At 44.4% G+C, this 22,537-nt stretch carries 27 protein-coding genes; 12 read left to right on the forward strand and 15 right to left on the reverse strand.

Features of this window, described 5'->3' with window-relative positions; all coding sequences use genetic code 11:
- Position 1 precedes the first annotated feature (1 nt).
- Genes hflX through rpsT form a run of 5 tightly spaced genes read left to right on the forward strand, consistent with a single transcriptional unit; the run spans position 2 to position 4,097 of the window.
- Entirely contained in the window at positions 2–1,249 is a 1,248-nt protein-coding gene (hflX, locus tag V513_RS06625; RefSeq protein WP_257212004.1) for a GTPase HflX, read from the forward strand.
- A complete protein-coding gene (locus V513_RS06630) occupies positions 1,246–2,259 on the forward strand; it encodes a hypothetical protein (RefSeq protein WP_014730582.1) in 1,014 nt (337 codons plus the stop codon). Before hflX ends, V513_RS06630 begins: the two co-directional genes overlap by 4 nt.
- Positions 2,260–2,264: 5 nt before the next feature.
- Positions 2,265–2,570, forward strand: a complete 306-nt coding sequence (locus V513_RS06635) for a hypothetical protein (protein ID WP_006492526.1) — start codon at positions 2,265–2,267, stop codon at positions 2,568–2,570.
- A gap of 22 nt (positions 2,571–2,592) precedes the next feature.
- Positions 2,593–3,774 (forward strand): methionine adenosyltransferase, encoded by a 1,182-nt coding sequence (gene metK, locus V513_RS06640; protein ID WP_099772099.1) that lies wholly within the window; start codon positions 2,593–2,595, stop codon positions 3,772–3,774.
- Between the two features lie 44 nt (positions 3,775–3,818).
- Positions 3,819–4,097: a 30S ribosomal protein S20 gene (gene rpsT / locus V513_RS06645; RefSeq protein WP_006492528.1), complete on the forward strand. Its 279-nt coding sequence runs from the start codon at positions 3,819–3,821 to the stop codon at positions 4,095–4,097.
- Between the two features lie 61 nt (positions 4,098–4,158).
- Here rpsT and V513_RS06650 read toward each other — a convergent pair whose 3' ends face one another.
- Complete coding sequence (locus V513_RS06650; RefSeq protein ID WP_099772100.1) at positions 4,159–5,298, reverse strand: ABC transporter ATP-binding protein; 1,140 nt, start codon at positions 5,296–5,298, stop codon at positions 4,159–4,161.
- Positions 5,299–5,310: 12 nt separating this feature from the next.
- Positions 5,311–5,571, reverse strand: a complete 261-nt coding sequence (locus V513_RS06655) for a type II toxin-antitoxin system Phd/YefM family antitoxin (RefSeq protein WP_006492531.1) — start codon at positions 5,569–5,571, stop codon at positions 5,311–5,313.
- Between the two features lie 66 nt (positions 5,572–5,637).
- Between V513_RS06655 and V513_RS06660 the strand changes: the two genes are divergently transcribed.
- From V513_RS06660 to V513_RS06690, 7 genes are read left to right on the forward strand one after another with little or no spacing between them, the layout of a single operon-like run.
- Positions 5,638–6,561 carry an RnfABCDGE type electron transport complex subunit D gene (locus V513_RS06660; RefSeq protein WP_099772101.1) on the forward strand — a complete coding sequence of 308 codons (924 nt, stop codon included), beginning with the start codon at positions 5,638–5,640 and terminating at the stop codon, positions 6,559–6,561.
- The gene (locus tag V513_RS06665) at positions 6,558–7,178 is read left to right on the forward strand and encodes an FMN-binding protein (RefSeq protein ID WP_014730586.1); all 621 of its coding nucleotides are present in this window, start codon (positions 6,558–6,560) and stop codon (positions 7,176–7,178) included. Before V513_RS06660 ends, V513_RS06665 begins: the two co-directional genes overlap by 4 nt.
- A gap of 1 nt (position 7,179) precedes the next feature.
- Positions 7,180–7,779, forward strand: a complete 600-nt coding sequence (locus V513_RS06670) for an NADH:ubiquinone reductase (Na(+)-transporting) subunit D (RefSeq protein ID WP_006492535.1) — start codon at positions 7,180–7,182, stop codon at positions 7,777–7,779.
- Between the two features lie 12 nt (positions 7,780–7,791).
- Positions 7,792–8,385, forward strand: a complete 594-nt coding sequence (locus V513_RS06675) for an electron transport complex protein RnfA (RefSeq protein ID WP_099772102.1) — start codon at positions 7,792–7,794, stop codon at positions 8,383–8,385.
- A gap of 13 nt (positions 8,386–8,398) precedes the next feature.
- On the forward strand, positions 8,399–9,499 hold the full coding sequence (locus tag V513_RS06680) for an NADH:ubiquinone reductase (Na(+)-transporting) subunit F (RefSeq protein WP_099772103.1): 1,101 nt from the start codon (positions 8,399–8,401) through the stop codon (positions 9,497–9,499).
- A 15-nt stretch (positions 9,500–9,514) separates the two neighbouring features.
- Complete coding sequence (locus tag V513_RS06685; protein WP_014730589.1) at positions 9,515–9,973, forward strand: hypothetical protein; 459 nt, start codon at positions 9,515–9,517, stop codon at positions 9,971–9,973.
- A gap of 6 nt (positions 9,974–9,979) precedes the next feature.
- On the forward strand, positions 9,980–10,600 hold the full coding sequence (locus V513_RS06690) for a hypothetical protein (RefSeq protein ID WP_014730590.1): 621 nt from the start codon (positions 9,980–9,982) through the stop codon (positions 10,598–10,600).
- Here V513_RS06690 and V513_RS06695 read toward each other — a convergent pair.
- From V513_RS06695 to V513_RS06755, 13 genes are all read right to left on the reverse strand, one after another.
- Positions 10,584–11,036 (reverse strand): DUF523 domain-containing protein, encoded by a 453-nt coding sequence (locus V513_RS06695; RefSeq protein WP_014730591.1) that lies wholly within the window; start codon positions 11,034–11,036, stop codon positions 10,584–10,586. The genes V513_RS06690 and V513_RS06695 overlap by 17 nt on opposite strands.
- Positions 11,033–11,881 (reverse strand): M23 family metallopeptidase, encoded by an 849-nt coding sequence (locus V513_RS06700; RefSeq protein WP_099772104.1) that lies wholly within the window; start codon positions 11,879–11,881, stop codon positions 11,033–11,035. The genes V513_RS06695 and V513_RS06700 overlap by 4 nt, the downstream gene beginning before the upstream one ends.
- Complete coding sequence (locus V513_RS06705; RefSeq protein ID WP_014730593.1) at positions 11,878–12,309, reverse strand: diacylglycerol kinase family protein; 432 nt, start codon at positions 12,307–12,309, stop codon at positions 11,878–11,880. Before V513_RS06705 ends, V513_RS06700 begins: the two co-directional genes overlap by 4 nt.
- Complete coding sequence (locus V513_RS06710) at positions 12,306–12,917, reverse strand: 2-oxoacid:acceptor oxidoreductase family protein (RefSeq protein WP_014730594.1); 612 nt, start codon at positions 12,915–12,917, stop codon at positions 12,306–12,308. The genes V513_RS06705 and V513_RS06710 overlap by 4 nt, the downstream gene beginning before the upstream one ends.
- Entirely contained in the window at positions 12,914–13,750 is an 837-nt protein-coding gene (locus V513_RS06715; protein ID WP_014730595.1) for a 2-oxoacid:ferredoxin oxidoreductase subunit beta, read from the reverse strand. The genes V513_RS06710 and V513_RS06715 overlap by 4 nt, the downstream gene beginning before the upstream one ends.
- A gap of 13 nt (positions 13,751–13,763) precedes the next feature.
- Positions 13,764–14,267, reverse strand: coding sequence for a deoxycytidylate deaminase (locus V513_RS06720; RefSeq protein ID WP_041928414.1), 504 nt, complete (start codon positions 14,265–14,267; stop codon positions 13,764–13,766).
- Positions 14,267–14,716: a ferritin-like domain-containing protein gene (locus tag V513_RS06725; RefSeq protein WP_099772105.1), complete on the reverse strand. Its 450-nt coding sequence runs from the start codon at positions 14,714–14,716 to the stop codon at positions 14,267–14,269. The genes V513_RS06720 and V513_RS06725 overlap by 1 nt, the downstream gene beginning before the upstream one ends.
- A complete protein-coding gene (gene hemW / locus V513_RS06730) occupies positions 14,700–15,839 on the reverse strand; it encodes a radical SAM family heme chaperone HemW (RefSeq protein ID WP_099772106.1) in 1,140 nt (379 codons plus the stop codon). The genes V513_RS06725 and hemW overlap by 17 nt, the downstream gene beginning before the upstream one ends.
- The gene (locus V513_RS06735) at positions 15,839–16,660 is read right to left on the reverse strand and encodes a hypothetical protein (protein ID WP_014730599.1); all 822 of its coding nucleotides are present in this window, start codon (positions 16,658–16,660) and stop codon (positions 15,839–15,841) included. Before V513_RS06735 ends, hemW begins: the two co-directional genes overlap by 1 nt.
- On the reverse strand, positions 16,657–18,099 hold the full coding sequence (gatB, locus tag V513_RS06740; RefSeq protein ID WP_099772107.1) for an Asp-tRNA(Asn)/Glu-tRNA(Gln) amidotransferase subunit GatB: 1,443 nt from the start codon (positions 18,097–18,099) through the stop codon (positions 16,657–16,659). The genes V513_RS06735 and gatB overlap by 4 nt, the downstream gene beginning before the upstream one ends.
- Complete coding sequence (gene gatA, locus V513_RS06745; protein ID WP_099772108.1) at positions 18,099–19,499, reverse strand: Asp-tRNA(Asn)/Glu-tRNA(Gln) amidotransferase subunit GatA; 1,401 nt, start codon at positions 19,497–19,499, stop codon at positions 18,099–18,101. Before gatA ends, gatB begins: the two co-directional genes overlap by 1 nt.
- A 375-nt stretch (positions 19,500–19,874) precedes the next feature.
- Positions 19,875–20,342, reverse strand: a complete 468-nt coding sequence (locus V513_RS06750; protein WP_099772109.1) for a response regulator — start codon at positions 20,340–20,342, stop codon at positions 19,875–19,877.
- Positions 20,343–20,344: 2 nt separating this feature from the next.
- Positions 20,345–22,420, reverse strand: coding sequence for a PAS domain S-box protein (locus tag V513_RS06755; RefSeq protein ID WP_099772110.1), 2,076 nt, complete (start codon positions 22,418–22,420; stop codon positions 20,345–20,347).
- Positions 22,421–22,537: the final 117 nt, after the last annotated feature.

Below are 22,537 nucleotides of genomic sequence, written 5' to 3' on the forward strand. Positions count from 1 at the left end.
TATAGACACTTTACTTGTCGCTGTTTTTTCGTCTGAAGAACAGGATATGAAAACAGAAATACTGGGCGAGCTTCAAGAGCTGGCCCGAACTGCCGGTTATTATGTAACGGAAAGCGTCGTTCAGAATCTTGATTATCCCGATCCAAGACACTACCTTGGAAAAGGAAAGGTTGGCTTTGCGAAGAGAATGATTGAAGCCTTTGGTGTATCTCTTGCGATAACGCGACATGAGTTATCGCCGTCTCAGGCGATGAATCTTGAAAGACTGCTGGGGATACATGTCATAGACAGAACGCAGCTGATTCTTGAAATCTTCGCTGAACATGCAACAACCAAAGAGGGAAAACTCGAAGTAGAGCTCGCCAGCCTTAAGTATCAACTTCCGAGACTGAAGGGATTTGGCAGGATGCTTTCACAAACCGGAGCAGGTATAGGTACAAGAGGGCCTGGGGAGAAGAAACTTGAGATAGATAGACGGCAGGCTCAGGACAGAATCTCTCGCCTCAGAAAAGAGATCGAAGAACTCGCGAAACGGAGAGAAATATCACGCAAGAAGAGACAGTCATCTTCGGTACCTCTTGTTTCTTTTGTTGGCTATACAAATGTTGGGAAATCATCGTTAGTCTCCGAGATTAGCAGCGAGGATCTAATCATAGAGGATAAGCTTTTCGCAACGCTCGATACCCGAGTCAGGAAAGCGAAGTTGCCGGCTGGAATGCACTTACTGGTTTCCGACACCGTTGGATTCATAAGAGAATTGCCACACGAGTTGATGGAGAGCTTCAAATCCACGTTGGACGAAGTGAAGTACTCCGATATCCTCGTGGTAGTTTCCGATGCATCTGACATGGCAATCAAAGACAAGTACTCCGTAGTAGACCGTACTCTACGTGAAATAGGTGCGGGAGAGATCAGAAGAATTCACGTTCTGAACAAGATTGATCTCTGTACGAATGAAAGACTGGCCGAACTGGAAGGATTCTTTCCAGATTCAGTAATGGTAAGTGCACTGAGAAGCTACAACATTGAGGGCATACTTAATGAAATCACAAGGAAACTCTTTGGTGAGAAGTCCAGAAGAACGTTGAGATTGACTCCTGCCGAGTTTTCGAATTTCATGAGATTTAGAAACTCCGTGGAAGTGCTTTCTGAGAGCTTTGACAGAGAGCTCATCGAGATCGAATATTTGTCCTCCGATGAGATAAATGAACGGCTCATTTCTTCTATATGTGAGGAGGGAAGAAAATGAAGAGGTTATTATCGGTCATACTGGTAATTCTGACTACTGGAATGTTGTTTTCGGCGACACTTCTTTTTCCTTTGAAGAGGGCACCGGAGATAACGGGCTATTTTGGCGAGTTTAGGGGGAATTCCAAAAATATCAACTATCCCGAGCATTTCCACATGGGAATGGATTACTCAACTGGAAGTATTGTGGGACTTGATCTTCGTTCTCCAGACGATTCGTATGTGCACCAGATCTATATAAACCATCCTATATATGGCATTGGGATAGCCCTTACGCTTCCTGAAGTCACGAATATTCTTACTAATGAGGAAGGTATCAATGTGATCTTTGCGCACGTTAATGAAGTCGGGGACACTTCTACGTTAACGGGAAGAAAACTAAATGATCTTTATCACCAGCTAATTTCTGAGTTTGGAGATCAGTATGTCGAAGTAACCTTTGACCCTAGAGAGCTTCTTTTCAGAAAGAGCGATGTTGTCGCAAAGTCAGGAAACAGCGGTAATGTTCCTCCTCATCTTCATCTGGAGGTTAGGGATTCAACAATGCAGACGATAATCAATCCGGGATTCTTTTTCGATACAGGTTCTCCAACTCCAGCAATTGAAATACTTGACATAAGAGCGGGCGGAAAAACGTACTCATTTTCGGAAGGTAAACCAACGATAGAAATGACTCCGAACACTCCACTGGATCTTCACGCAAAGGTGCAGCTGAGGCATCCGATAAGTCCCAAGACTATTGAGCTGTACGTAGAGAACAGTTTGATCTACCAGATAGATTTCGTATCATTTGAATTGGACGAAGTCGATAAGGTTCGCGAAATATATTCATCACCATCAACGGAATCGGATTATTGGTTCAACTTAAACTCGAGGATTTCGCTCAGTGTCCTGCCAATAAACATCTGGGATGACATCGACTGGACAAATCCTAGAGATGCGAGAGTGGTAGTTCGAGATCACTGGGGGAACGAGGCTTCGAAAGACTTCAGAATTGAAATGAGGAGGTAATTCAGATGTTTTTCAAGAAGAAGCCGCGCGATATTGGCAGGAATCCCTTTTACGACAACGGGAACACTGTGGTTGTGCACTTTCAGTGCAACAAGTGCGGAGAGAAATTCAGAAGCCATCTTAGAAAGTATTACGATGTCAGTGTAAACTATGGAAAGGGTAAGGGTGCTTACAGGCTCGACAAAGAGTTCATTGGCAGCAATTGTCAGAACAGGATTCAGATCACTGCTGAATTCAATAGAGCTTTCAAACCTTTGTCTTTCGAAATTGTTGGCGGTAGATTCATTTCCAAAGAAGAATATGAAGAATAGATTCATTTTGTAGGAGGCAGTTATGAAGACTTGGTTGTTCACCAGTGAAAGTGTTACGGAAGGCCATCCCGATAAGATGGCCGATCAGATTTCCGATGCAATTTTGGATGCAATGTTAACTCAGGATGAGAACTCGAGGGTCGCAGTTGAGACTCTTCTTGCTACAGGGGTTGCAGTAGTTGCTGGAGAGGTAAGTACAAAAGCCTATGTCGATATTCCGAGAGTTGTCAGAGACACAATTCTCGATATTGGATACAACAGGGCTAAGTTTGGTTTCGATGGGGAAACCTGTGCAGTTCTCACAAGTATAGACGAGCAGTCACCGGATATAGCTCTTGGAGTTGACAGGTCCTATGAGGCAAAGAAGAATGATGTAGATAGATACGCACTTATTGGAGCCGGTGATCAGGGTATGATGTTTGGTTACGCAACGAACGAGACGCCGGAAATGATGCCTTTGCCTATCGTTCTCGCCCATAGACTTGCCAGAAGACTCAGTCAGGTTAGAAGGGATGGAACCGTCCAAGGCTTCAGGCCTGATGGAAAGACCCAAGTTACCGTTAAGTATCAAGACGGAAAACCGGTTGGTGTGACTGCTATTGTAGTTTCAACACAACATGATCCCGATCTGACCAGTCACGAAATCGAAAGACTTGTCGTTGACAATGTGGTAGCTCCGGTAATCGAGCATGATCAATTGCTTGAGGGCGTCGAAATCTTCGTGAATCCAACCGGGCGTTTTGTCAAGGGTGGACCTTCGGCCGATACTGGTTTGACCGGGAGAAAGATTATTGTCGATACCTATGGAGGCTGGATACCTCATGGCGGAGGCGCCTTTAGCGGTAAGGATCCGACGAAAGTCGATAGGTCGGCCCATTACATGGCCAGATACACCGCGAAGAACATCGTAGCCGCCGGATTGGCGGAACGAGTAACACTTCAGTTGGCTTATGCAATTGGAGTTGCAAAACCCGTGTCGTTCATGATAGATGCTCACAATACGGAGAAGGTGGATCTCGAGAAATTAAGAAAGGCCGTTCTAAAGGTTTTTGACTTCAGGCCCGCCGCCATTATAGACCGTTTGAATCTCAGAAGACCAATCTACAGACAGATAGCCGCATTTGGTCATTTCGGCAGGATTGACGTTGATCTTCCCTGGGAAGAAACCGATGCGGTAGACCAATTGAAGAAAGCACTGGATTGATGATACAATAAACAGGTAAATCTCGAAAGGAGGAGAAGTGATAAGTGCCTAACAATGCATCAGCAAAGAAGAGAGTAAGACAGACCGCCAAGAAAACAATGATGAACAAGGCTGTCAGAACGAAATTTAGGAATGCTTCAAAGAAGCTGTATAAAGCTATAGAAGAGGGTGAAGATCCAAAGCTCGTTTCGTCCATGCTCAGTGAAGTATATTCTACTCTCGATAAGGCGGCTAAGTCCGGGACGATACACAAGAATACGGCTTCCCGTAAAAAGGCTAGATTGACCTCAAAAGTGAAAACATACGTCGAGACGAGAGGATAATACAGTCAAAAAATGAAAAAAGGTGGCTTTAGCCACCTTTTTTTGCTGTCAACAGCAGCAATCAAAGATTCTCTGGAGCTGCGTCCTGATGTGTCCCTGCGAGGACGTTCTCTTCAGTCTCAGGATCGAACAAATGCATCATCGACATATCGAAAACAAGATCCATCTTGTCACCGGCAGCCGCTCTGCTCTTTGGATCTACTTTCGCCACAATGTCATCTCCGTGAATGTTAGCATGGATAAGCGTTTCGCTACCTAGAGGTTCAACAACGTCTACACTGCCCTTGACTGTATACTCATCCTTTGGCGCGACGGCGTACATCTTGTCGTATATATCCTCCGGTCTTATGCCGAATGTGATGTCCTTACCGACCAAACCTTTAACTTTGTCAACCTTGTCTTCAGGGACCAGAAGTTTCATGTCTTCTTTGACGACCCAAACACTACCGTTTTCGGATACAAGCTTTGCGCTTATGAAGTTCATTGCTGGAGTTCCTATAAACCCCGCGACAAACTTATTTCTTGGTTCAAAGTAGACCGAATAAGGATCACCTATCTGCTGAATAATGCCATCTTTCATTATGACAATCTTGTCTGCCATTGTCATTGCTTCAACCTGGTCGTGAGTGACGTAGATGATCGTTGCCTGTAGATTCTGGTGGAGCCTCTTCAGTTCCGCCCTCATCTGCACCCTCAGCTTCGCATCCAGGTTGGATAGAGGTTCGTCAAAGAGGAAGACTTTTGGCTTTCTAACTATCGCTCTTCCAACGGCAACCCTCTGTCTCTGACCACCGGAAAGCTGCTTTGGCTTTCGATCAAGTAGCTGCTCTATTCCAAGGATTCTGGCAGCTTCCCTGACTCTTTCCTCAATCTCGGGCTTGGGTGTCTTCCTAAGTTTCAATCCGAATGCCATATTCTCATAAACAGACATGTGTGGGTAAAGAGCATAATTCTGGAAAACCATAGCGATGTCTCTATCCTTAGGTTCGACATCGTTAACGACTTTACCACCGATTTTTATTGTTCCCTCGGTGATTTCTTCCAATCCGGCTATCATTCTCAATGTCGTTGTCTTTCCACAGCCGGAAGGGCCCAGTAAAACAAGGAACTCTTTGTCTTTTACTTCCAGATTTGCATCCAAAACAGCTTTGACTCCATTTGGATAAGTCTTACCTACCTTCTCGAGGATAACTTCTGCCATCTTACACCTCCGTCAATCATCATCGACTTGAACAATAAGATCCTTTATTTCAACATCCATCGCTTCATCGCCAGCGTCCATTAAATAGAGATCATAAACCCTCTCAAGAAACCTGTTGAAGAGCACGTACTTACGATAGTCCATCACTACAGCCTTGGGAAGACCGTTTTTTGTTATAATTATATCGGCCTTCTCACAATCGTCAACGACCTTTGAAAAGTGTGTTTTTGCTTCGGCCAGAGAAAAAAAAGAGAGCTCATGTAATCTTGACAAAGGAACCACCTCGGGACCATTATACAGCATGACCATAATTATAGTCAAGCTTTGGAGGTGCCAGAGATGGCGAAGAAGTTTTTCTTGAAACAACCAATGATGAGAAAGGTAATCTACGCTCTCCTTCCAATTCTGATCTTCGCTGTCGGTAATTTCGGCTGGGTAGTGTTTTCCAAGGTGTTTCTGTCCATTCTCATCTCGGTTTTTGTCGAATGGTTATTCGAAAAGAAAAAGGGAAAACCCGTCAGCGAGGCCTCAATAGTCACCGGCTTTCTGATTGGCCTGATTCTTCCACCGGCAGTGCCCTTCTGGATTGTAATTGTTGCCTCTTCATTTGCGATAATCTTTGCGAAAATGGCCTTCGGGGGTTTCGCGAAGAATCTCTACAATCCGGCCTTGGTAGGAAGGGCCTTTGTCTATATTAGCTTTCCCGCAGCCGTTCAACAGAGCTGGACGCCGGCGGTTCAAAGCTGGGGACAGGGATTCGTTCGCTGGATCAGCTCCGATATCATTACCATGGCTACTCCAGCGAATGTCATCAGAAGTGGAGGAAGTGTAAGTGCGTGGAGAATGATATTTGGCAATATCTCCGGCTCATCAGGTGAAACAGCAAAGTGGTTGATAGCAGCTGCAGCTGTGTACCTTATTATCACCAAAGTTGCTTCGTGGAAGATAATTGTCTCGACGCTTGTGTCAGCATTTGTCATGTCAGGGATTGTCTATATATTCGACCCTTCTAAAATGAGCCCGTTTCACTGGATTATTGGAGGTAGTATATTGTTTGGGGCAGTATTCATGGCCACCGACCCTGTAAGCGCTCCGAAGAAAGAAAAGTCGAAATGGATATATGGAGCTATGATCGGTTCACTAGCGGTGATAATAGGGTCTTTCTCTCTTTTCGGTGCGGGTCTCATGTTTGCTGTTCTCATTGCAAACACATTTGCGTCTCTTCTAGATTACCTTAACACCCCGAAGAAGGTGAGGGCATGAGTGGCAGATTGTACTCAGTAGTATTTACCTTTGTTCTCACGACGATCTTCGTTTTATGTCTTGCTGGCATTAACGCTTTGGCTTCCGGCACGATCGAGAAGAATGAACAACTCGAGTTCCAAAGATCTCTCGTTTACGTGTTTAATCTCGCAGAAGACATCGACTCAGTCTCAGATGAGGAAATTCTAGGGCTTTATGGCAACAGGATTGAAGAGATCACCGGGGATCAGACAGTTTACATTGTCAACAAAGATGGCTCAAAGGAGTTAGCCTTTACAGTACAGAGTCCGGGTTTGTGGGGGACAATTACGGCACTTATTGCATTCAATGAGGAGGGAACGAGGATTACCGGAATAGATTTCGTCAGCCACTCGGAGACGCCCGGTCTTGGAGGTAGAATTGACGAAAGTCGGTTCAAGGAGCAGTTCAGAGGAGAGCAGATCTCTTCAGATCCCTCTGCAAGAGTGGCTGTGGTTACGGGACAGGATACTGTCTCTAAAGAAGATGCTCGAGTTGACGCAATTACGGGAGCCACCAGAACATCTGAATCAATACAGATCCTCTTGAACAAGGCGATTAATTCTGTATTACCCGTCGTTCGCGAGGTGGTGAAATAAAATGGCTGATTCCAAGAAGACGGTCTTTCTTGCAAACATCTGGAAGAATAATCCGGTAATAGTGCAGATTCTGGGGATCTGTTCTGCTCTAGCAGTCACAAACAACCTGACAAACACTCTGATTATGGGAGTAGGTCTAATCTTCGTTACCGCTTTCTCTTCACTGACCATCTCCGCTCTCAGAAAACTGATTCCAAGAAACGTGCGGATGATGATTCAGGTTCTTATTATTGCAACTTACGTGATAATTCTCGATATTGTCCTCAAAGCATATCTACCCTCTATCAGCAAGGCTCTTGGTCCTTATGTTGGGTTGATAATAACGAACTGTATCATTATGGGACGAGCAGAAGCCTTTGCCCAGTCTCACGGTCCGATTCTTTCCTTTCTCGACGGCGTCTCCGCGGGAATTGGCTACTCGCTGATTCTTCTTGCCGTAGCCTTTATAAGAGAGCTTCTGGGTTTTGGCACGATTTTTGGAGTGAGAGTTATGCCGGAAAGTTTCACTCCTTGGGTGATAATGATAATGGCTCCCAGCGCCTTCTTTATTTTAGGTGCGATAATCTGGATCGCGAGAACGCCGATCGTCAAGAAGAAGTAAGGGGGGGTTTAGATGGGAGTTCCACTTAATCCATTTGTAATAATGATAGCGGCGGCATTGACAAGTAATATGGTGCTGAGCAATTTCCTGGGGATGTGCTCTTTCATATCGGTTTCTAAAGACATAAAAACTGCCAATGGGCTTGGTATGGCAGTGACATTCGTTCTTACGCTTACTTCTGTTCTCAACTACATAGTCTACTATTACATATTAGTTCCTCTGAATCTCGATTATCTTAGGTACATAGTGTTCATTGTTGTAATCGCTGCTTTTGTGCAGTTCCTGGAAATGATCATTGAAAGATTCTCTCCGGCTCTCTACATCAACTTGGGAATCTTCTTGCCCCTCATCACAGTCAATTGCGCAATTCTCGGTGGAGTTCTCTTCATGATAATCAGAGAGTACAGCCTCATCCAGTCTCTGTTCTTTGGGTTCGGTTCTGGTGCTGGCTGGTGGCTTGCGATAGTCGCACTGTCTGCAATGCGCATGAGAATGAGAGAGAATGATCTACCTCCTCAATTGGTTGGCCCAGGCATTACAATGATAATTATCGGAATCATGGCACTTGCCTTTATGGGTTTTTCGGGCATGTTGCCCGTTCAATAAGGTGGTGTTTTGATTGCAAATAGTCATATCAGCTCTTTTGATCGGAGGAATTTCGGCGCTGCTTGCTGCAATTCTCACTATTGCGGATGCCCTTGTGAACAACTATGGAGAAGTTAGTATAAGAGTAAATGATTCGAAAGACTTGAAAGTGAAAGGCGGAGCGACGCTTCTGTCTACGCTTGCAAGTGAGAAGATCTTCATTCCCTCTGCATGCGGAGGAAAAGGCAGCTGCGGACTTTGCAGGGTAAAGGTTTTGACAGACGTCGGGCCCATTCTCCCGACAGAACTACCATATCTTTCCGAGAAAGAGAAGAAAAACAACATTAGGCTTTCGTGTCAGATTAAGGTTAAGAGTGATATATCAATCGAGATCCCTGAAGAATTGTTCAATATAAGGGAATACATCGCTAGTGTTTCATCGATAACGGATGTGACACACGACATCAAGGAAGTCTTCTTTGATTTGGAAGATGAGATCGAATTCAAGGCAGGTCAGTATGTGCAGCTAATAGTTCCAGCTTATGGAGATATCAAGGGTGAGACAATGAGGGCATATTCGATGTCCTCGCAACCCTCGGTTAAGAGCGGTGTTGAATTGCTGATAAGACTTGTCCCGAACGGGATTGTCACAACTTACGTTCACAAAATGCTAAAAGTTGGAGACAGAATTAGGATTCTTGGGCCTTTTGGTGATTTTTACTTGAGAGACACCGATTCAGATATAATATTCATTGCGGGTGGCTCTGGAATGGCTCCCATCAAATCAATAATTTATGACATGATGGAAAGAGAAGTGAAAAGAAATGCCTATTATTTCTTTGGAGCAAGAAGCAAGAGAGATCTGTTCTACCTTGAGGAGATGAAAGAGGTTGAAAGAAAGATGCCCAGTTTTCATTTCATTCCAGCACTGTCTGATCCACTGCCAGAAGATAATTGGGAAGGGGAAACTGGATTGATAACAGATGTTGTGGACAGGTATCTCTCCGAGCAAGGAGACGAGATTGACAGAGAAGCGTATCTCTGTGGCAGTCCGGGAATGATAAATGCCTGCATACGTGTCTTGACTAGACACAAAGTACTCGAAGAAAAAATATTCTACGACAAATTCGGATAGGGTGGAGGTGAGAAAATGAAACAAACTCCGGATTTCGACAGAATTCAAGAAAATATGAGAGCGGGAAATATCACCGGTCCTGGTTTTTTGGGTGATGATGACAGGAATCTTGTTGATATAATCAGTGAAGACCAGATAACCGTCAAAGAACTTGGCCTTACAAACGAGATTATCGCAGACAAGCTGGAAATGCTGATGAAGGAGGGTGAAAGAGGATTCGGCTCCCCCGTGAAGGTCGACGATCGTTTTGTAGTGATTGTGGAGGAAAGCAGAGGTTACATTCCATGTCCATTTCGCCATGGTCATCTTTCAAAAAAGGTAAACGTCAATGTGAGAAATATCGCTCTGAAGGAAGAGATCGATTATTCACCGATCTCCATTCACTTAATACGAGAACATGGATTTTTTCAGGGCAAAGGTTCACCTTATAGACTTGATCCCACAAGAATTGCGAAGATTCTAGAGCTGGTTTGACTGCAGATGGGAATTTTGAATTCGGGCAAGAACGGTAAGAAATATTCCTCGAGAAACAGAGCCCTGTTTACAGTCTTCTTTGTGGTATTGCTTATTGCCTTTGTATCGTATTATGCCTTTGGATACAAGATAGAAGTTGTAGTTCCTTCTGAAGAAGTGAACCTTTCCGATTTGACCTTCAATGACGATGTTTTCTCTCTTCTTGGAGAAGCGCCGTTTCCGCCTGACCAGGGTCTCGCAAACGGAGTCTCTGTGGACCGAGAAGACGGGGAGAGCATACGCGTATTTTACCCACCTGAGGATAATTCGGTTGTCTGCCTTCAGTTTGAGCTGAATTCCAGAAATATCAATGTGTATATTTGGAAGACATTTTCAGTTGATTCTGCAAGAAGCGTTTGGGACACGTTGTTCCTCGTGGAAGCGTCTGTGCTAACCAGGGATCTCGGAAGGATAAAAAAACCAGACTACTATTACGCAAAAATCGTCAGATTTGGGGGACGGGATCAAACTCTCATCTGGCAGAAAGGGAAATGGGTCGTGCTGGTAAAGAGTCCAGGATTTACGCTTGAAGAAGATGAAGAGCGGCTAATTCTAACGGAGCTTTTCGATTCTAGTATAAGAAGTTAGTCTCATCTTCAGAGTAGACTTCGATACCGTTCTTTAGAAGAAGTTCCGCAGTGATTCCCATACCGTCAACCATTACTCCACTAAAGGTTCCGTCATAAATGCCCCTGCATCCACAAGAGGGGCTTCTTGATTTCAGTATAGCTATGTTAACTCCAGATAGTTTGGCTATTTTTAGCACCTCTTCCGCCCCCCGTAAATAGTTTTGAGTGACATCATTTCCAAACTGATCTAACACCAACTTCGCTGCCCTCCAATCAGCAGAGGTTGTGACTTCCGCTCTTGGACGAGGTGTCGGAAGTCCTCCAAGCTGTTCCGGGCATACTGGCAAAAAAACAAACCTGTCAACAAGCTCTAAAAGCTTTAAGGATAGGTTATTATCTCCACGGTATGTGCAGTTCACACCAATCAGGCAAGCACTAACAAGTATCTTTGTCATTTACCACCGGCGGCAGTTCCATCGTCCTCTCTTCTAATTACGTACATCAGATCACGTGTGGGAAGCATTGATAATGGATTCATTGTGTTGGCTCTTGGATCTCTTACTTCGAAGTGAACGTGAGGCCCCGTAGAGACCCCAGTGCTTCCTACCCGACCGATCAGTGATCCCGCATCAACCCTCTGACCAACATAAACGCTGATTTTGCTCATATGACCGTAACGTGTCAAGTAACCGTTATCATGTTGAATCTCAACCATGTTTCCGTAGCCGCCATTTACACCAGCAAAAACAACCGTACCTCCAGAACCCGCAAATATCGGCGTCCCTTCTGGTGCGGCGATATCAAGTCCTGAATGGAAAGAAGGTTGCCCGGTAACAGGGTGGGTTCTCCAGCCGTAGTCTGATGAAATGACTCCGTATATTGGCCACCTGAAAGGCGAGCTTTGGGGAATATATTGGTATAGATTGACCAACGACATAGGAATGAAGATTCTTTGTCCCGGATTGATAACGGAATCAGGCCTAAGATTGTTGGCTGCAATTAGTTCATCAACGGGAGAAAAGAAAAGTTTGGCGATATAGTCAAAGGTGTCGCCCGACTGAACTTCATAGATCAAACCATCCGGCTGGGGTATTCGAAGCGTATCCCCGGCCTTTATACTGTTGGGATTTTTAAGACTGTTGAAATCAATAATAGTTGAGATGCTAACGTCCAAGTCTCTCGAAATAGTATGAATCGAATCTCCCGCTCTAACCACGTATGTAACAAGAAAATACGCGAAACTGCGAGTCATCAACAGCGAAGACATAAATAAGAATAACAGAATGACCCGACGGTTCATTCCCTGCCACCTCCAAAAAGCCCTAAAGAAAAGAAGACAACCAAAATGATTATACCAAAAAGCAGTCCAACGGCAAAATGCGAACCAAAAATCGTTTGTAAAATAATGGATAAACCTATCAGTACTGAGACCGCACTTCCTAAGAGTACCACGGAAGCCGCTGTGTCCTTCAATACTCGTACTCTTTCGTCATAGTACGGTCGCAAAATGTCTGCAAGCTTCTCTATTAGAGTGTTAATTCCTTCCAGTAGTAATACCATAAACGTACAGAAAAGCAGCCAATAATAATCATTCTTATCTACTTGGATCAGCGCACCAAGAGAGAGAATAACGGCCCCAATCACAAGCTGGATCCTGAAGTTCCTCTCTCTTAGAAGATGTTTTATACCGTTAGTAGCGTTCCCAAGGCTTCTAACAAACTTTCTCATTCGAATCCCCGGCCGACAGAATCGATTCTTTCTCTTCTAATACTGTAAGACTTCTCTATTAGTGAGTAACCGAAATCAATCGCCTGGGCATTCATTTCAACATATTTCGCTTTAATATGTTTCGTCATGGCCTCTTTAAGGGACTGAGTAGTCACGAAACTTCCCGCTCTGGCTATTAGGCCCAATCCGACCATGTTTGCTGGAAGAGTGCTGCCAAATTTTTTTTCAGTAAGCTCGGTGACTGGTTTCTGAATAATCTTTCTGGTCATTCTTACTCCTTCTTTTGGAATAGAACTGACCAGGGTGGAGTCGACTATCAGTACTCCGTTCACATGTAAGAGAGGGACATGAGCGTTTACAGCCGTCTGATGCATCGAGTAAATTAGTTCGAAGGAATGAGCTTTGGGATAGTCGATTGGTTCACTGTTAAAAAGCACATCACAATACGAGAGTCCGCCCCTCACCTGAGCCCCGTAGGATTGGGTTTGAACTACCCAATTTCCTTGAATAATAAGGGCTTCGGCAAGAATTATTCCCATCAATACGTTGCCTTGGCCTCCAATACCCGAAATCCTTACTGAATGAGGTTGTGTGAACGCTTGTTTCATCCATTGTCACCTCTTTCTGCCTTCATCAATTCCTCGATCTTTTTTCTGTAGCTATCGCTGTATGTATCAGCATTCTTGTTTACGAATTCACCGGCCACGATTTTATCGGCCAATTCCTCAGGAGACATTGTCCTAGCCTTGTTAATTTGTACTGTGTTCTTCTTGAAATAGGCAAGCATGTCTTCAGGTTGTGACATGGCGTTATATCTACCGTAGTATGTGTGACAGTTGGTCATTATTTCTATTACTGCCATACCTTTGTGATCGAGGGCTTTCTGGATGAGTTGAACCATCTGTGCATAGTGAAAGACGGTTGATCTTGCGACGTATGTCGCTCCCGAGGCAAGTGCCAGATTGACAATGTCAAATGAGTTCTCTACATTGCCGTACGGAGAAGTCGATGCGATTTTCTCATGAGGTGTGGTTGGAGAGTACTGCCCTCCGGTCATTCCATATATATTGTTGTTGAATATTATCACCGTTATATCCATATTCCGTCTGCAAGCATGAATGAAGTGATTTCCGCCAATTGCGAGAATATCTCCGTCCCCACCCATCACAACAACTTTAAACTCAGGTCTAGCAAGCTTTACTCCCGTTGCGAACGCAATTGCTCTACCGTGAAGAGTATGCATAGTATTGAAGTTAAGATAGCCCGTTACCCTTGAAGAACAACCAATTCCCGAGACAACAGAGACTCTGTCTGGATCGAGGGCATTTTTGTCGACAGCATCTATGAATGCTTTCATAATGACACCGTTCCCACAACCGGGACACCAAACGTGAGGCATTCTATCCTGCCTCAAATACTTAGTTAGCCTTGCGATAGCCATGATTTCCTCCCATTCATTTCGTAAATTGTGTCATCGTGACATTTGTTTTTTCAAACATGAACTCGGTCAATGGGTCAGGATATCCCTCAGAAAAAACGACCCTCTTTATTCCAGCATTTATGATAAGTCTAGCGCAAACCGAACACGGACGATGAGTTACATAAATAGTTGATCCATTGGTCGCTATTCCAAATTTCGCTGCTTGTGCAATCGCGTTTTGCTCGGCATGGGCCGCATAGCAAATTTCCTGGTTTTGACCGGAAGGTATTCCAAGAGCGTCTCGAATGCACTCGGTTTCATCGCAGTGTGGAAATCCCGAAGGTGGCTGGTTATAACCCGTAGATAGTATCCTGTTCTCTCTAACAATCAAAGCTCCGACCTTCCTGTGGTGGCAGCTGGACCTTTCCCGAACCTGGTAGGCAAGTCTCATGAAATATGAATCCCAGCTCTCCGTTTTACTTTCCGGTTTGTGTGTGGAGAAACCCTTAAGAAAATCCGACAGATCTTCTGCAGACATCATATCATTCCCTTCAGAAGTTCAATATGGTTATTCTCTTCTTTGATAATCCTCTTAAGGGCATCTGCTGTGGTAAATCTTGCGTTTTTTTGAATGCTTTCGTAGAATGCTATGCTTTTCTTCTCAGCTTCAATTGCAAGAGAAATTATCTTCTGATAATCGGAACTGCTCATAGAATCATGAAGACTTCTGGAGAAAACACTACCATTTGCCAGGTCTTCAACGTATGCCCCTGAATCATCCCAGTTTATGAGTTCGAGGGAATCCTCTTCAAATTTCCTTAGCAGAAACTTGAATGTTTCTGCATGTCCTTCTTCTTGCTTCGAAAGATATCTAAAGAGTGAACGCTTACTTTCATCCTCAACGTTTTCTGCAAGTTCCCTGTAAAAGCTTACCCCGACTTCTTCGATTTTCATTGCCAACTCAAGTATTTCATGTGGAGAAAGCAATCACCATCTCCTCCTTGATATCGATAAGCTTCTCCAGAACGCTTCTAGAAAAGTCCATTCCATTATTGTTCAATCTTATTCGACTGTTATCTGGCGAAAGGTAGTCACCAAGATGAGCTCTAAGCTCGGAGACCAAAGTATTATTCAACTCATCAGGAAGTTCCAGCTTTGATAAATCAACGCCTTCCATCAGTCTTAGTCCCATAAAAAGCGTTTCAAAAACCTCTTGAATAACTGAGTTCTCCCTCAATTCAAAAACCGGTCTCCTTCGAAGATTAACAAGATATCGATACTCAAGGAGATCGGAAGTATTCACGTACCTCTTTCTATCGAAGTGACTACCGGCTGAAACGCCAAAGCCCATATATTGCTCGTTTCGCCAATACTTGAGATTATGAAGACACTCACGACGTCCTCTCTCCCATGATGAGATCTCATATCTACTGAACCCCATTTTGCTTAAAGAATCAAGAATAATATCGTGAAGGCCTTCTACTATTTCTTGTCTCGGTAAATCAATGATATCATCATGGACAAGCCGCATCAATTTAGTTTCGTGGTCAGAATCAAAAACATAGTACGATACATGATCCGGATTTATGGCGCTAATCATTTCAAGGTTTCCGGCAACGTTGCTTTCGTTTTCTCCAGGCAACCCTAGAATGAAATCGAGATTAAGGTTTTCAAAGGTATCTCTGCTGGCCATCAGTCTGTCTCTGAGATTCTTAGGGACCGGTCTATCGCATCGTTCGAGGATCTCCCTTTCCGATGATTGTATACCGATCGAGAGCCTGTTGAATCCAATATCCCTCCACTGCTTAAGGTTTTTTAGATTGAGTTCCCAAGGGTTGGCTTCTATTGTAACCTCCACTGGCGCGGCATCAAATGAGCAGGAAATGAACGACATCAAATCCCTAAGAAGCTCAACAGGATATAAGGAAGGCGAACCTCCTCCAAAGTAAAGAGTCTCAACCCTCTCTGAAGCTGGATACATTTCTACTTCCTTCTTCAGCAAGTCGTGGTATTGTCGTACGAGATTACCATCATACTCAACCGTGCAAAAGTCGCAGTATGAGCATCTCCTCGCGCAAAAAGGAATATGGATATAGAGTCCCATACCCATCAGAAAATAAGCCTCATGAAGATCCCGTTGAGATTGAAGTTTGTTACCGAGATTCCAGCAAAGATTGAATCATCACTCCCGAGTTTCGAGATAAGTATTTGAGCGTCAATTCCACGCATGCTCACCATTACGGTAGGAGAAAGCATAAGCCTCAAATCGCCTGCGGGAACAATAAAGCTGCCTGCGAAGGCCAGTCCGGGATCGAAGGACAAGTAGTTCATTCCTATACCTATACCATATCCAACCTCGCCTAGCGAGTCGTTTGTTTTAAGGTCAACAGTTGCGACAACATTGCTTTCCATGTTTCTAATTCTAAGACTTCGCTCATATTCTTTTGCATAAAGGTATAGACCAACATCGTTGAATGAAAAAGAATCCTCTCCGTGAAGAAAGACACTTAATCCTCCGTTAAGCTGACCTAAAGGGAGTCGAACCCAGTTTCTTACAAGATACTTCATCTTACTAACCGTCGAAAGTTCCAGTTCAAGAGCTGTGTGAGAGAAGATAGGAATCTGATTAGTGTTAGACACATACCTGACTCCCATAAATAAACCTTCGTGACTGGCCAACAACGATCCTCTGAAAACGCCGTCCTGGATTTTCAACTTCAAAAATCCGGTAGAGTACTCCTCCCAACTGTCAACATACGTGACACCAACGTAGGGAATTCCCGTAGCCAATGCTAGAGTCAAATAGATGTCCTCGTAAGCCCTGATATCTGCTGAAACACTCCATCCTGCGTTGTTGAGCTTTAACTGGGTTTCGGAAAGAAGAAGAATCCCAGAAAGCAATACAAGTGACAAACATAAAACTCTCTTCAACCTTTGAGCACCCTCCTTGCGATTTCATTGACTTTTGATGGATTTGCCTTACCTCTCGTTGCCTTCATTACAGCTCCTACGAAGTAACCAAGAACACCTTCCTTCCCCTCTCTAAACTGCTTCACGGCAGCGGGGTTGTTAGCCATGGCCTTTTGAAGGGCATCTTCGATTACCTCAACATCGTCTATTTGTTCAAGCCCCTTCTCTTTTACTATCTCTTTGGGCGACTTCTTTTCTTCAACAACTGTCGGGAAGATATCTTTGGCGATCTTGTTGGAGATCTTTCCTTTATCCATTAAATCGAAAAGCTCTTTGAAATGCTCCGGACTTACCTTAACCTCTTCGATGGTAAGTCCCTTGTCATTCATGAGTCGCATTACCTCTCCCATTATCCAGTTCGAACTCTCTTTCGGCTTTCCAGTGACCTGAGCGACTTCTTCGAAGTATGAAGCGATGTCCCCGTCTGAAGAGAGTACACTTGCGTCGTACCTCGGGAGCGAGTATTGCTCAACAAATCTGTCGATCTTCTCCCATGGTAGCTCGGGAAGACTCCCCTTGATCCTTTCGATGACTTCATCACTGACTACCAGAACTGGAAGATCCGGTTCAGGGAAGTAGCGATAATCGTTTTCTTCCTCCTTCGATCTCATTGAAAAAGTCTCTTTGGACGAAAAGCTCCAGGATCTTGTTTCTTTTGCAACATCTTCCCCAGAAGCGAGCGCCTTTGAGATTCTCTCCTGCTCGAATTCAAGCGCCTTCTCAACAAACTTGAATGAATTGATATTCTTTACCTCTACTCTGTTAGAGCTTCGTCCCGTTTCATCTACCATCGAGATATTAGCATCACAGCGTAATGCTCCCTTCTCCATATCTCCAGAGCATACCTCCAGCGCCCTCAGAGTGTCTCTAAGAAGCTCCATAAAGATTCTGGCTTCGGCGGGACTACGGAGGTCGGGCTCGGTTACGATTTCTATCAAAGGAACACCGCATCTATTGAGATCCACGAAGCTTCCCGATGATCCGGTTATAGAATCCGTTCCCTGATGCACCATTTTGCCAGCATCTTCTTCAATGTGTATCCTGCGAATCCTCACTTTTCTTTTCTCTTCCTCGTTCTCCAGATAGAGATAACCGTGTTCTGCAATCGGAAAGAAATACTGTGTTATCTGGTAACCTTTTGGTAGGTCAGGATAGAAGTAATTCTTTCTATCAAAGACAGAACGTTTGTTTATAGTGCAGTTCATAGCGATTCCCGCCAAAACTGCGAATTCTACTACTTTCTTGTTAAGCACCGGTAGAGTACCTGGCTGCCCTGTGCACACTGGGCAAATTGCAGTGTTAGGTTCGAGATCGAAAACATCGGCTCTACAGCTGCAAAAGGCCTTCGTTTCTGTTTTCAGTTGAGCATGAATCTCCAGTCCGATAACAGTTCTGAGCATTACTCTGTCCACCTTTCTGCTATGATCGCCAATCCATTACTAAAAGAGGGAGACAAATCCTCAATTCCTTTGGCGGCATCAAGTATGGAGACATCACTGAATCTCTTGCCCGTTATCAAAACACCTACTGGCATTCCATTAACAAGACCTGCAGGAACTGAGATCGAAGGCAATCCAGCGACATTTGCTGGAATCGTATAGATGTCCATCAAGTAATACGCCAGTGGGTCGGTTATTTCGCCTATCCTAGGAGCGACTACAGGAGAAGAAGGATTCAAGATGAAATCATACTCATCTAGCACTTTGCTAAGTTCACCGGCCATTACTCTTCTAGTCTTCAAAGCCTTTCTATAGTAAGCATCATAATAAGTCGCACTCAAGGTGAATGTACCAAGCAGGATTCTTCTCTTAACTTCCTTCCCAAAACCCCTATCTCTGCTCTTGCTTGTCAGACCTTCATAATCCTCCGACTGCTGCCTCGGCCCAAACCTTATTCCATCATAGCGTGAGAGGTTTGAACTGGCCTCTGCAGGAGCAATCAGATAATATGTGGCAACGGCGTATTCGACAGAAGGTACGGATATTACTTCAACATCGGCACCCGATCTCTCTATATCTCTTGTTATGGAAAGAAATTTTTCCTTCACCTCTTCATCTAGACCGGGATAGCTAAGCATTTCCGAAGGGACAGCGAACTTCAGGCCCTTCAAATTTCCTCCAAGCGAAGTATCGAAGGACAGAGCGTGTCTTATTGTATTTGAGTCACGAGAATCATGTCCAGAGATCATCGACATCACGTCTGCGGCGTCTTGCGAACATCTTGTCATTGGGCCTATCTGATCAAGGGAAGAGGCAAATGCAACCAGGCCATATCTCGATACAAGTCCGTAAGTAGGTTTAAAGCCGACGATTCCACACATGGAGGCCGGTTGCCGGACTGAACCGCCCGTATCGCTTCCAAGCGCAAAAGGTGCGAGACCTGCCGCAACTGCTGCGGCACTTCCTCCACTACTACCACCCGGTATACGATTCAGATCCCAGGGATTTCTCGACGGTCCAAACGCTGAGTTCTCGGTTGATGAACCCATTGCGAACTCATCCATGTTCGTCTTGCCTAAAAGCTGTCCACCTTTGGAATTCAATTTCTGAGTTACTGTTGCGTCGTATGGTGAATCGTAGTTTTCGAGTATTCTGCTCGCACAAGTCGTCCTTGTCCCTACCGCAAGAATATTATCCTTTATGGCGTAGGGAAAGCCCTGTCTTTCTTCTGAAAAGGTTCTTACCTGAAGGAATGCATTGAGTTCATTGTTGTATTTGTCAATTCTCTCTCTGTAGAACTTGTAAGTGTCTCCGAGAGAAATGATTTCCGAGAGCCTCAGATTTAGCGGGTTCTTTGTCACAAAAGCCACCTCCAGATATTCATGACAATTCTAACATTTTCAGGACACTTCTAACAGAAGAGAGCAACTCGAATATACTGAAGGCCGGAAGCTGAATCTTATTACATCTACCAATAGTGAGAAGTTATCAGCTGCTATGTGCACGCTTTAACGAAACTCTGTTAGTTGCGCTCGAAAAGGGAATAATGGTTCTCGGTTGTCCTGACAAGAGCGATGCCATTTTTCGGCGCATTTTCCGTAGACGACTATCTCTGGTAATGGCTGTGGTAAGCATAAGCATCTGGCTTCCATTTTTTGCCATTCCATTAGCGAACCTAACTCCTCGGAAAGGATCTTACTCGGTTGATATTATCGAAAAGAGATGCTGAAACAAGTTCAGATGACCGAATCAAGAGGATTCTCGCATTCCACCGGAGGACCAACGTTGATCGTGAGCCAGTAATCACCAATGGCCCTGGCTACAACGAGGAATTCCTTGAAATTAACTGGCTTGACTAGGAAGGAGTTTACTCCACTGTCATAACAGATAGCTCTGTCTCCTTCTTCTCGGGAAGAAGTAAGAACGACAACCGGTATTCTTTTCGTTAGTTCGCTTTTCTTCATCTCTTGAAGAACCTCATGCCCGGAAATGCCGGGTAGTTTGAGATCTAGCAGAACAAGATCAGGCAGTGGAAAAGCCTCTCTATCACTGAAGGGTCCGTTACCGAATACATAATCGAGCGCTCTTTCCCCAGTCTTTGCGATTTCGACGTGATTCGTGAGCCCCACCTGCCTGAAGGAATCAAGAGTCAACTCAATGTCCATCATCTTATCTTCAACCAGAAGTATGATCGCATTTTTCATGGCTAAACCCCCTTAATCTTCAAAGTGAATTTCGAGCCTTCCCCGGGTATAGATTCCAGAGACACGTCTCCTCCCATTAGCAAAACCGATTTCTTTACAATCGAGAGTCCAATACCAGTGCCTGGAAACTCCTCATCAGTGTGTAGTCTCTGAAACACATTGAAAATTCTTTCGTGATACCTGTCTTCTATTCCGATCCCATTGTCTTCTATCGTTAGAAAGACCCAACCTTTGTGATGTTTGGAGGATATTTTTACTATGGGGCGCGACCCGACATTGTGATAAGTCAACGCATTCTGAAGGAGATTAGTTACTGCTCTTTTTAGAAGAGATTCGTCTGCATAGACCGTTGGCAAATCCGTAATTATGCTTACCTCTGCCCCTTCCTCTTCAATTCTCCGGTTCAACGTAGCAATGCAGTCGTCAACGATACTCTTCAAAGGTAGTTCGTTCAGGTGAATCGATGATCTACCGATTCGGGAGTATTCTAGAAGGCCGTCTATGAGATCGGACATATCTCCTCCTGCTTTCGATATAAATCCGAGATACCTTTGTCCCTCTTCGGGAAGGGAGGACATATAACGATCTGAAATGATCTTTGAAAAGCCGTTAATAGCCCTTAGAGGAGCTCTCAAGTCATGTGAAACCGAGTAGGCGAAAGATTCCAGCTCTTTATTAGCCGCTTCGAGCTCTTCTGTTCTATTTTTGACTCTCCTTTCTAGTTCCTCGAGCATTAGTTCTCTTTGAGTTACATCTTCAAATATCGCTACGACTTCATTTGATCTATCGGGATAGATATAATTATCGGCCCAGAAGTCTATTCTTTCATCTTTGTAGCGCCTCACTGGATGGTGCATTGGTCGGCTGGTCTTCCATACCTCGATAAGCCTCTGGTAAAGACCTAGCTCTACAACTGATGGGAAGATTGCCTTGACACTTCTACCAAGTATCTCCTCTCGATTTACTCCAGTAATTCTGCAGCCAGATGGATTCATATCCAAGAATACGACATCGTCACCTTCATTGATTACTCTGTATATGGCCACTCCAATGTTCATGTTCATATATAACTTTCTGAAGCGAAGTTCACTTTCTTTGAGAGCAAGTTCTGCCTTGTGTTGTTCTGTCACATCCTCAAGTATTCCGAAGATTCCTTCAAGATTTCCGTTTTCATCACGAATTGGGGCGTTGTAAACCTTTATGATGATTTCTCTTCCATCCTTCGTCCTCTGCGCAAAGCGCTCGCCTCTAACGGGAAGGCCTTTCAGAGTTTCGACGTTCATTCTCTCGTAATCTTCCTTTTGGGTTTCTAGAATGTAAGGCAGAGGTTTGCCGAGGACCTCTGAGCATTTCCATCCAAATATCTCTTCGGCCGCCTCATTCCATGATGTAACCTTATAGTCGAGATCAAGACTTATAATAGCTACCGGAGAATTCTTCACAATCACCGCGAGCCTTTCGCTCGTGGAAGCAAGTTCGCTTTCTGCTGCTTCCCCCCGCTTGCGCGCTATTTGGCCCGTCATTGCCCAGCCTACTATCATTGTTGCCGCCGGATAAACTATCATCACGGGCAACGCTGCTATCTCAAAAAAAGTTTCTCTACTTTGAGAAGGAAGAAGAAGCATGCACAGAAGCATAAATACATGCACTACGATTCCAAATAGATACAGCTCTAGTAGTGAGCGATCACAGGAATCTCTTCGTTTATGATGTTGCCAGATGAGACCCACAGAAACCGAACTGAGTATTGTGCTTATTCCTGGAATCGTTCCCTCGCCGCCCATCAATATCCTCAAGCCAACGGCCATCGAGGCCGAAATCATGGAGGGAATAAATCCGAAAAAGAGACCTATTAGACCGAGTGCAACCGATCTAGTATCGAAAACTACTCCGGGAGAGAGCTGCCAAGAGTTGAGCATGACGCCAACTGTAACCATTCCAAGAAGGAAGCCAGAGATGATTTGCCTTGGTATTTGTCTACTTGTTGTTGATTTAACATAGAAGACGGTGTACAAAACCACAAAAGTAATAAGTAAAGCTGCGTTATTGACAAGCGCAAGCAGTGCTTCTTTTCCCATATTGGCTCCTTTTGAGGGTTGAATGATGAAGCTCTAGAGAAAGTATAATCTGCGCTCTTTCCAAAAGAATCTATCTGCGAGAGTGTATCACTCACAGGTTTTCAAATTACGCTGAAA

Source organism: Mesotoga sp. H07.pep.5.3, assembly GCF_002752615.1.
GTDB lineage: Bacteria > Thermotogota > Thermotogae > Petrotogales > Kosmotogaceae > Mesotoga > Mesotoga prima.

Coding starts and splice junctions, on each gene's coding strand:
- V513_RS06635 (WP_006492526.1), top strand. CDS start 2,265: ATGTTTTTCAAGAAGAAGCCGCGCGATATTGGCAGGAATCCCTTTTAC.
- V513_RS06660 (WP_099772101.1), top strand. CDS start 5,638: ATGGCGAAGAAGTTTTTCTTGAAACAACCAATGATGAGAAAGGTAATC.
- V513_RS06705 (WP_014730593.1), bottom strand. CDS start 12,309: ATGAGAAAGTTTGTTAGAAGCCTTGGGAACGCTACTAACGGTATAAAA.
- V513_RS06670 (WP_006492535.1), top strand. CDS start 7,180: ATGGCTGATTCCAAGAAGACGGTCTTTCTTGCAAACATCTGGAAGAAT.
- V513_RS06695 (WP_014730591.1), bottom strand. CDS start 11,036: ATGACAAAGATACTTGTTAGTGCTTGCCTGATTGGTGTGAACTGCACA.
- V513_RS06720 (WP_041928414.1), bottom strand. CDS start 14,267: ATGTCTGCAGAAGATCTGTCGGATTTTCTTAAGGGTTTCTCCACACAC.
- metK (WP_099772099.1), top strand. CDS start 2,593: ATGAAGACTTGGTTGTTCACCAGTGAAAGTGTTACGGAAGGCCATCCC.
- V513_RS06710 (WP_014730594.1), bottom strand. CDS start 12,917: ATGAAACAAGCGTTCACACAACCTCATTCAGTAAGGATTTCGGGTATT.
- V513_RS06685 (WP_014730589.1), top strand. CDS start 9,515: ATGAAACAAACTCCGGATTTCGACAGAATTCAAGAAAATATGAGAGCG.
- V513_RS06690 (WP_014730590.1), top strand. CDS start 9,980: ATGGGAATTTTGAATTCGGGCAAGAACGGTAAGAAATATTCCTCGAGA.
- V513_RS06700 (WP_099772104.1), bottom strand. CDS start 11,881: ATGAACCGTCGGGTCATTCTGTTATTCTTATTTATGTCTTCGCTGTTG.
- gatB (WP_099772107.1), bottom strand. CDS start 18,099: ATGCTCAGAACTGTTATCGGACTGGAGATTCATGCTCAACTGAAAACA.
- V513_RS06715 (WP_014730595.1), bottom strand. CDS start 13,750: ATGGCTATCGCAAGGCTAACTAAGTATTTGAGGCAGGATAGAATGCCT.
- V513_RS06750 (WP_099772109.1), bottom strand. CDS start 20,342: ATGAAAAATGCGATCATACTTCTGGTTGAAGATAAGATGATGGACATT.
- V513_RS06650 (WP_099772100.1), bottom strand. CDS start 5,298: ATGGCAGAAGTTATCCTCGAGAAGGTAGGTAAGACTTATCCAAATGGA.
- hemW (WP_099772106.1), bottom strand. CDS start 15,839: ATGGGTATGGGACTCTATATCCATATTCCTTTTTGCGCGAGGAGATGC.
- V513_RS06755 (WP_099772110.1), bottom strand. CDS start 22,420: ATGGGAAAAGAAGCACTGCTTGCGCTTGTCAATAACGCAGCTTTACTT.
- V513_RS06630 (WP_014730582.1), top strand. CDS start 1,246: ATGAAGAGGTTATTATCGGTCATACTGGTAATTCTGACTACTGGAATG.
- V513_RS06675 (WP_099772102.1), top strand. CDS start 7,792: ATGGGAGTTCCACTTAATCCATTTGTAATAATGATAGCGGCGGCATTG.
- V513_RS06665 (WP_014730586.1), top strand. CDS start 6,558: ATGAGTGGCAGATTGTACTCAGTAGTATTTACCTTTGTTCTCACGACG.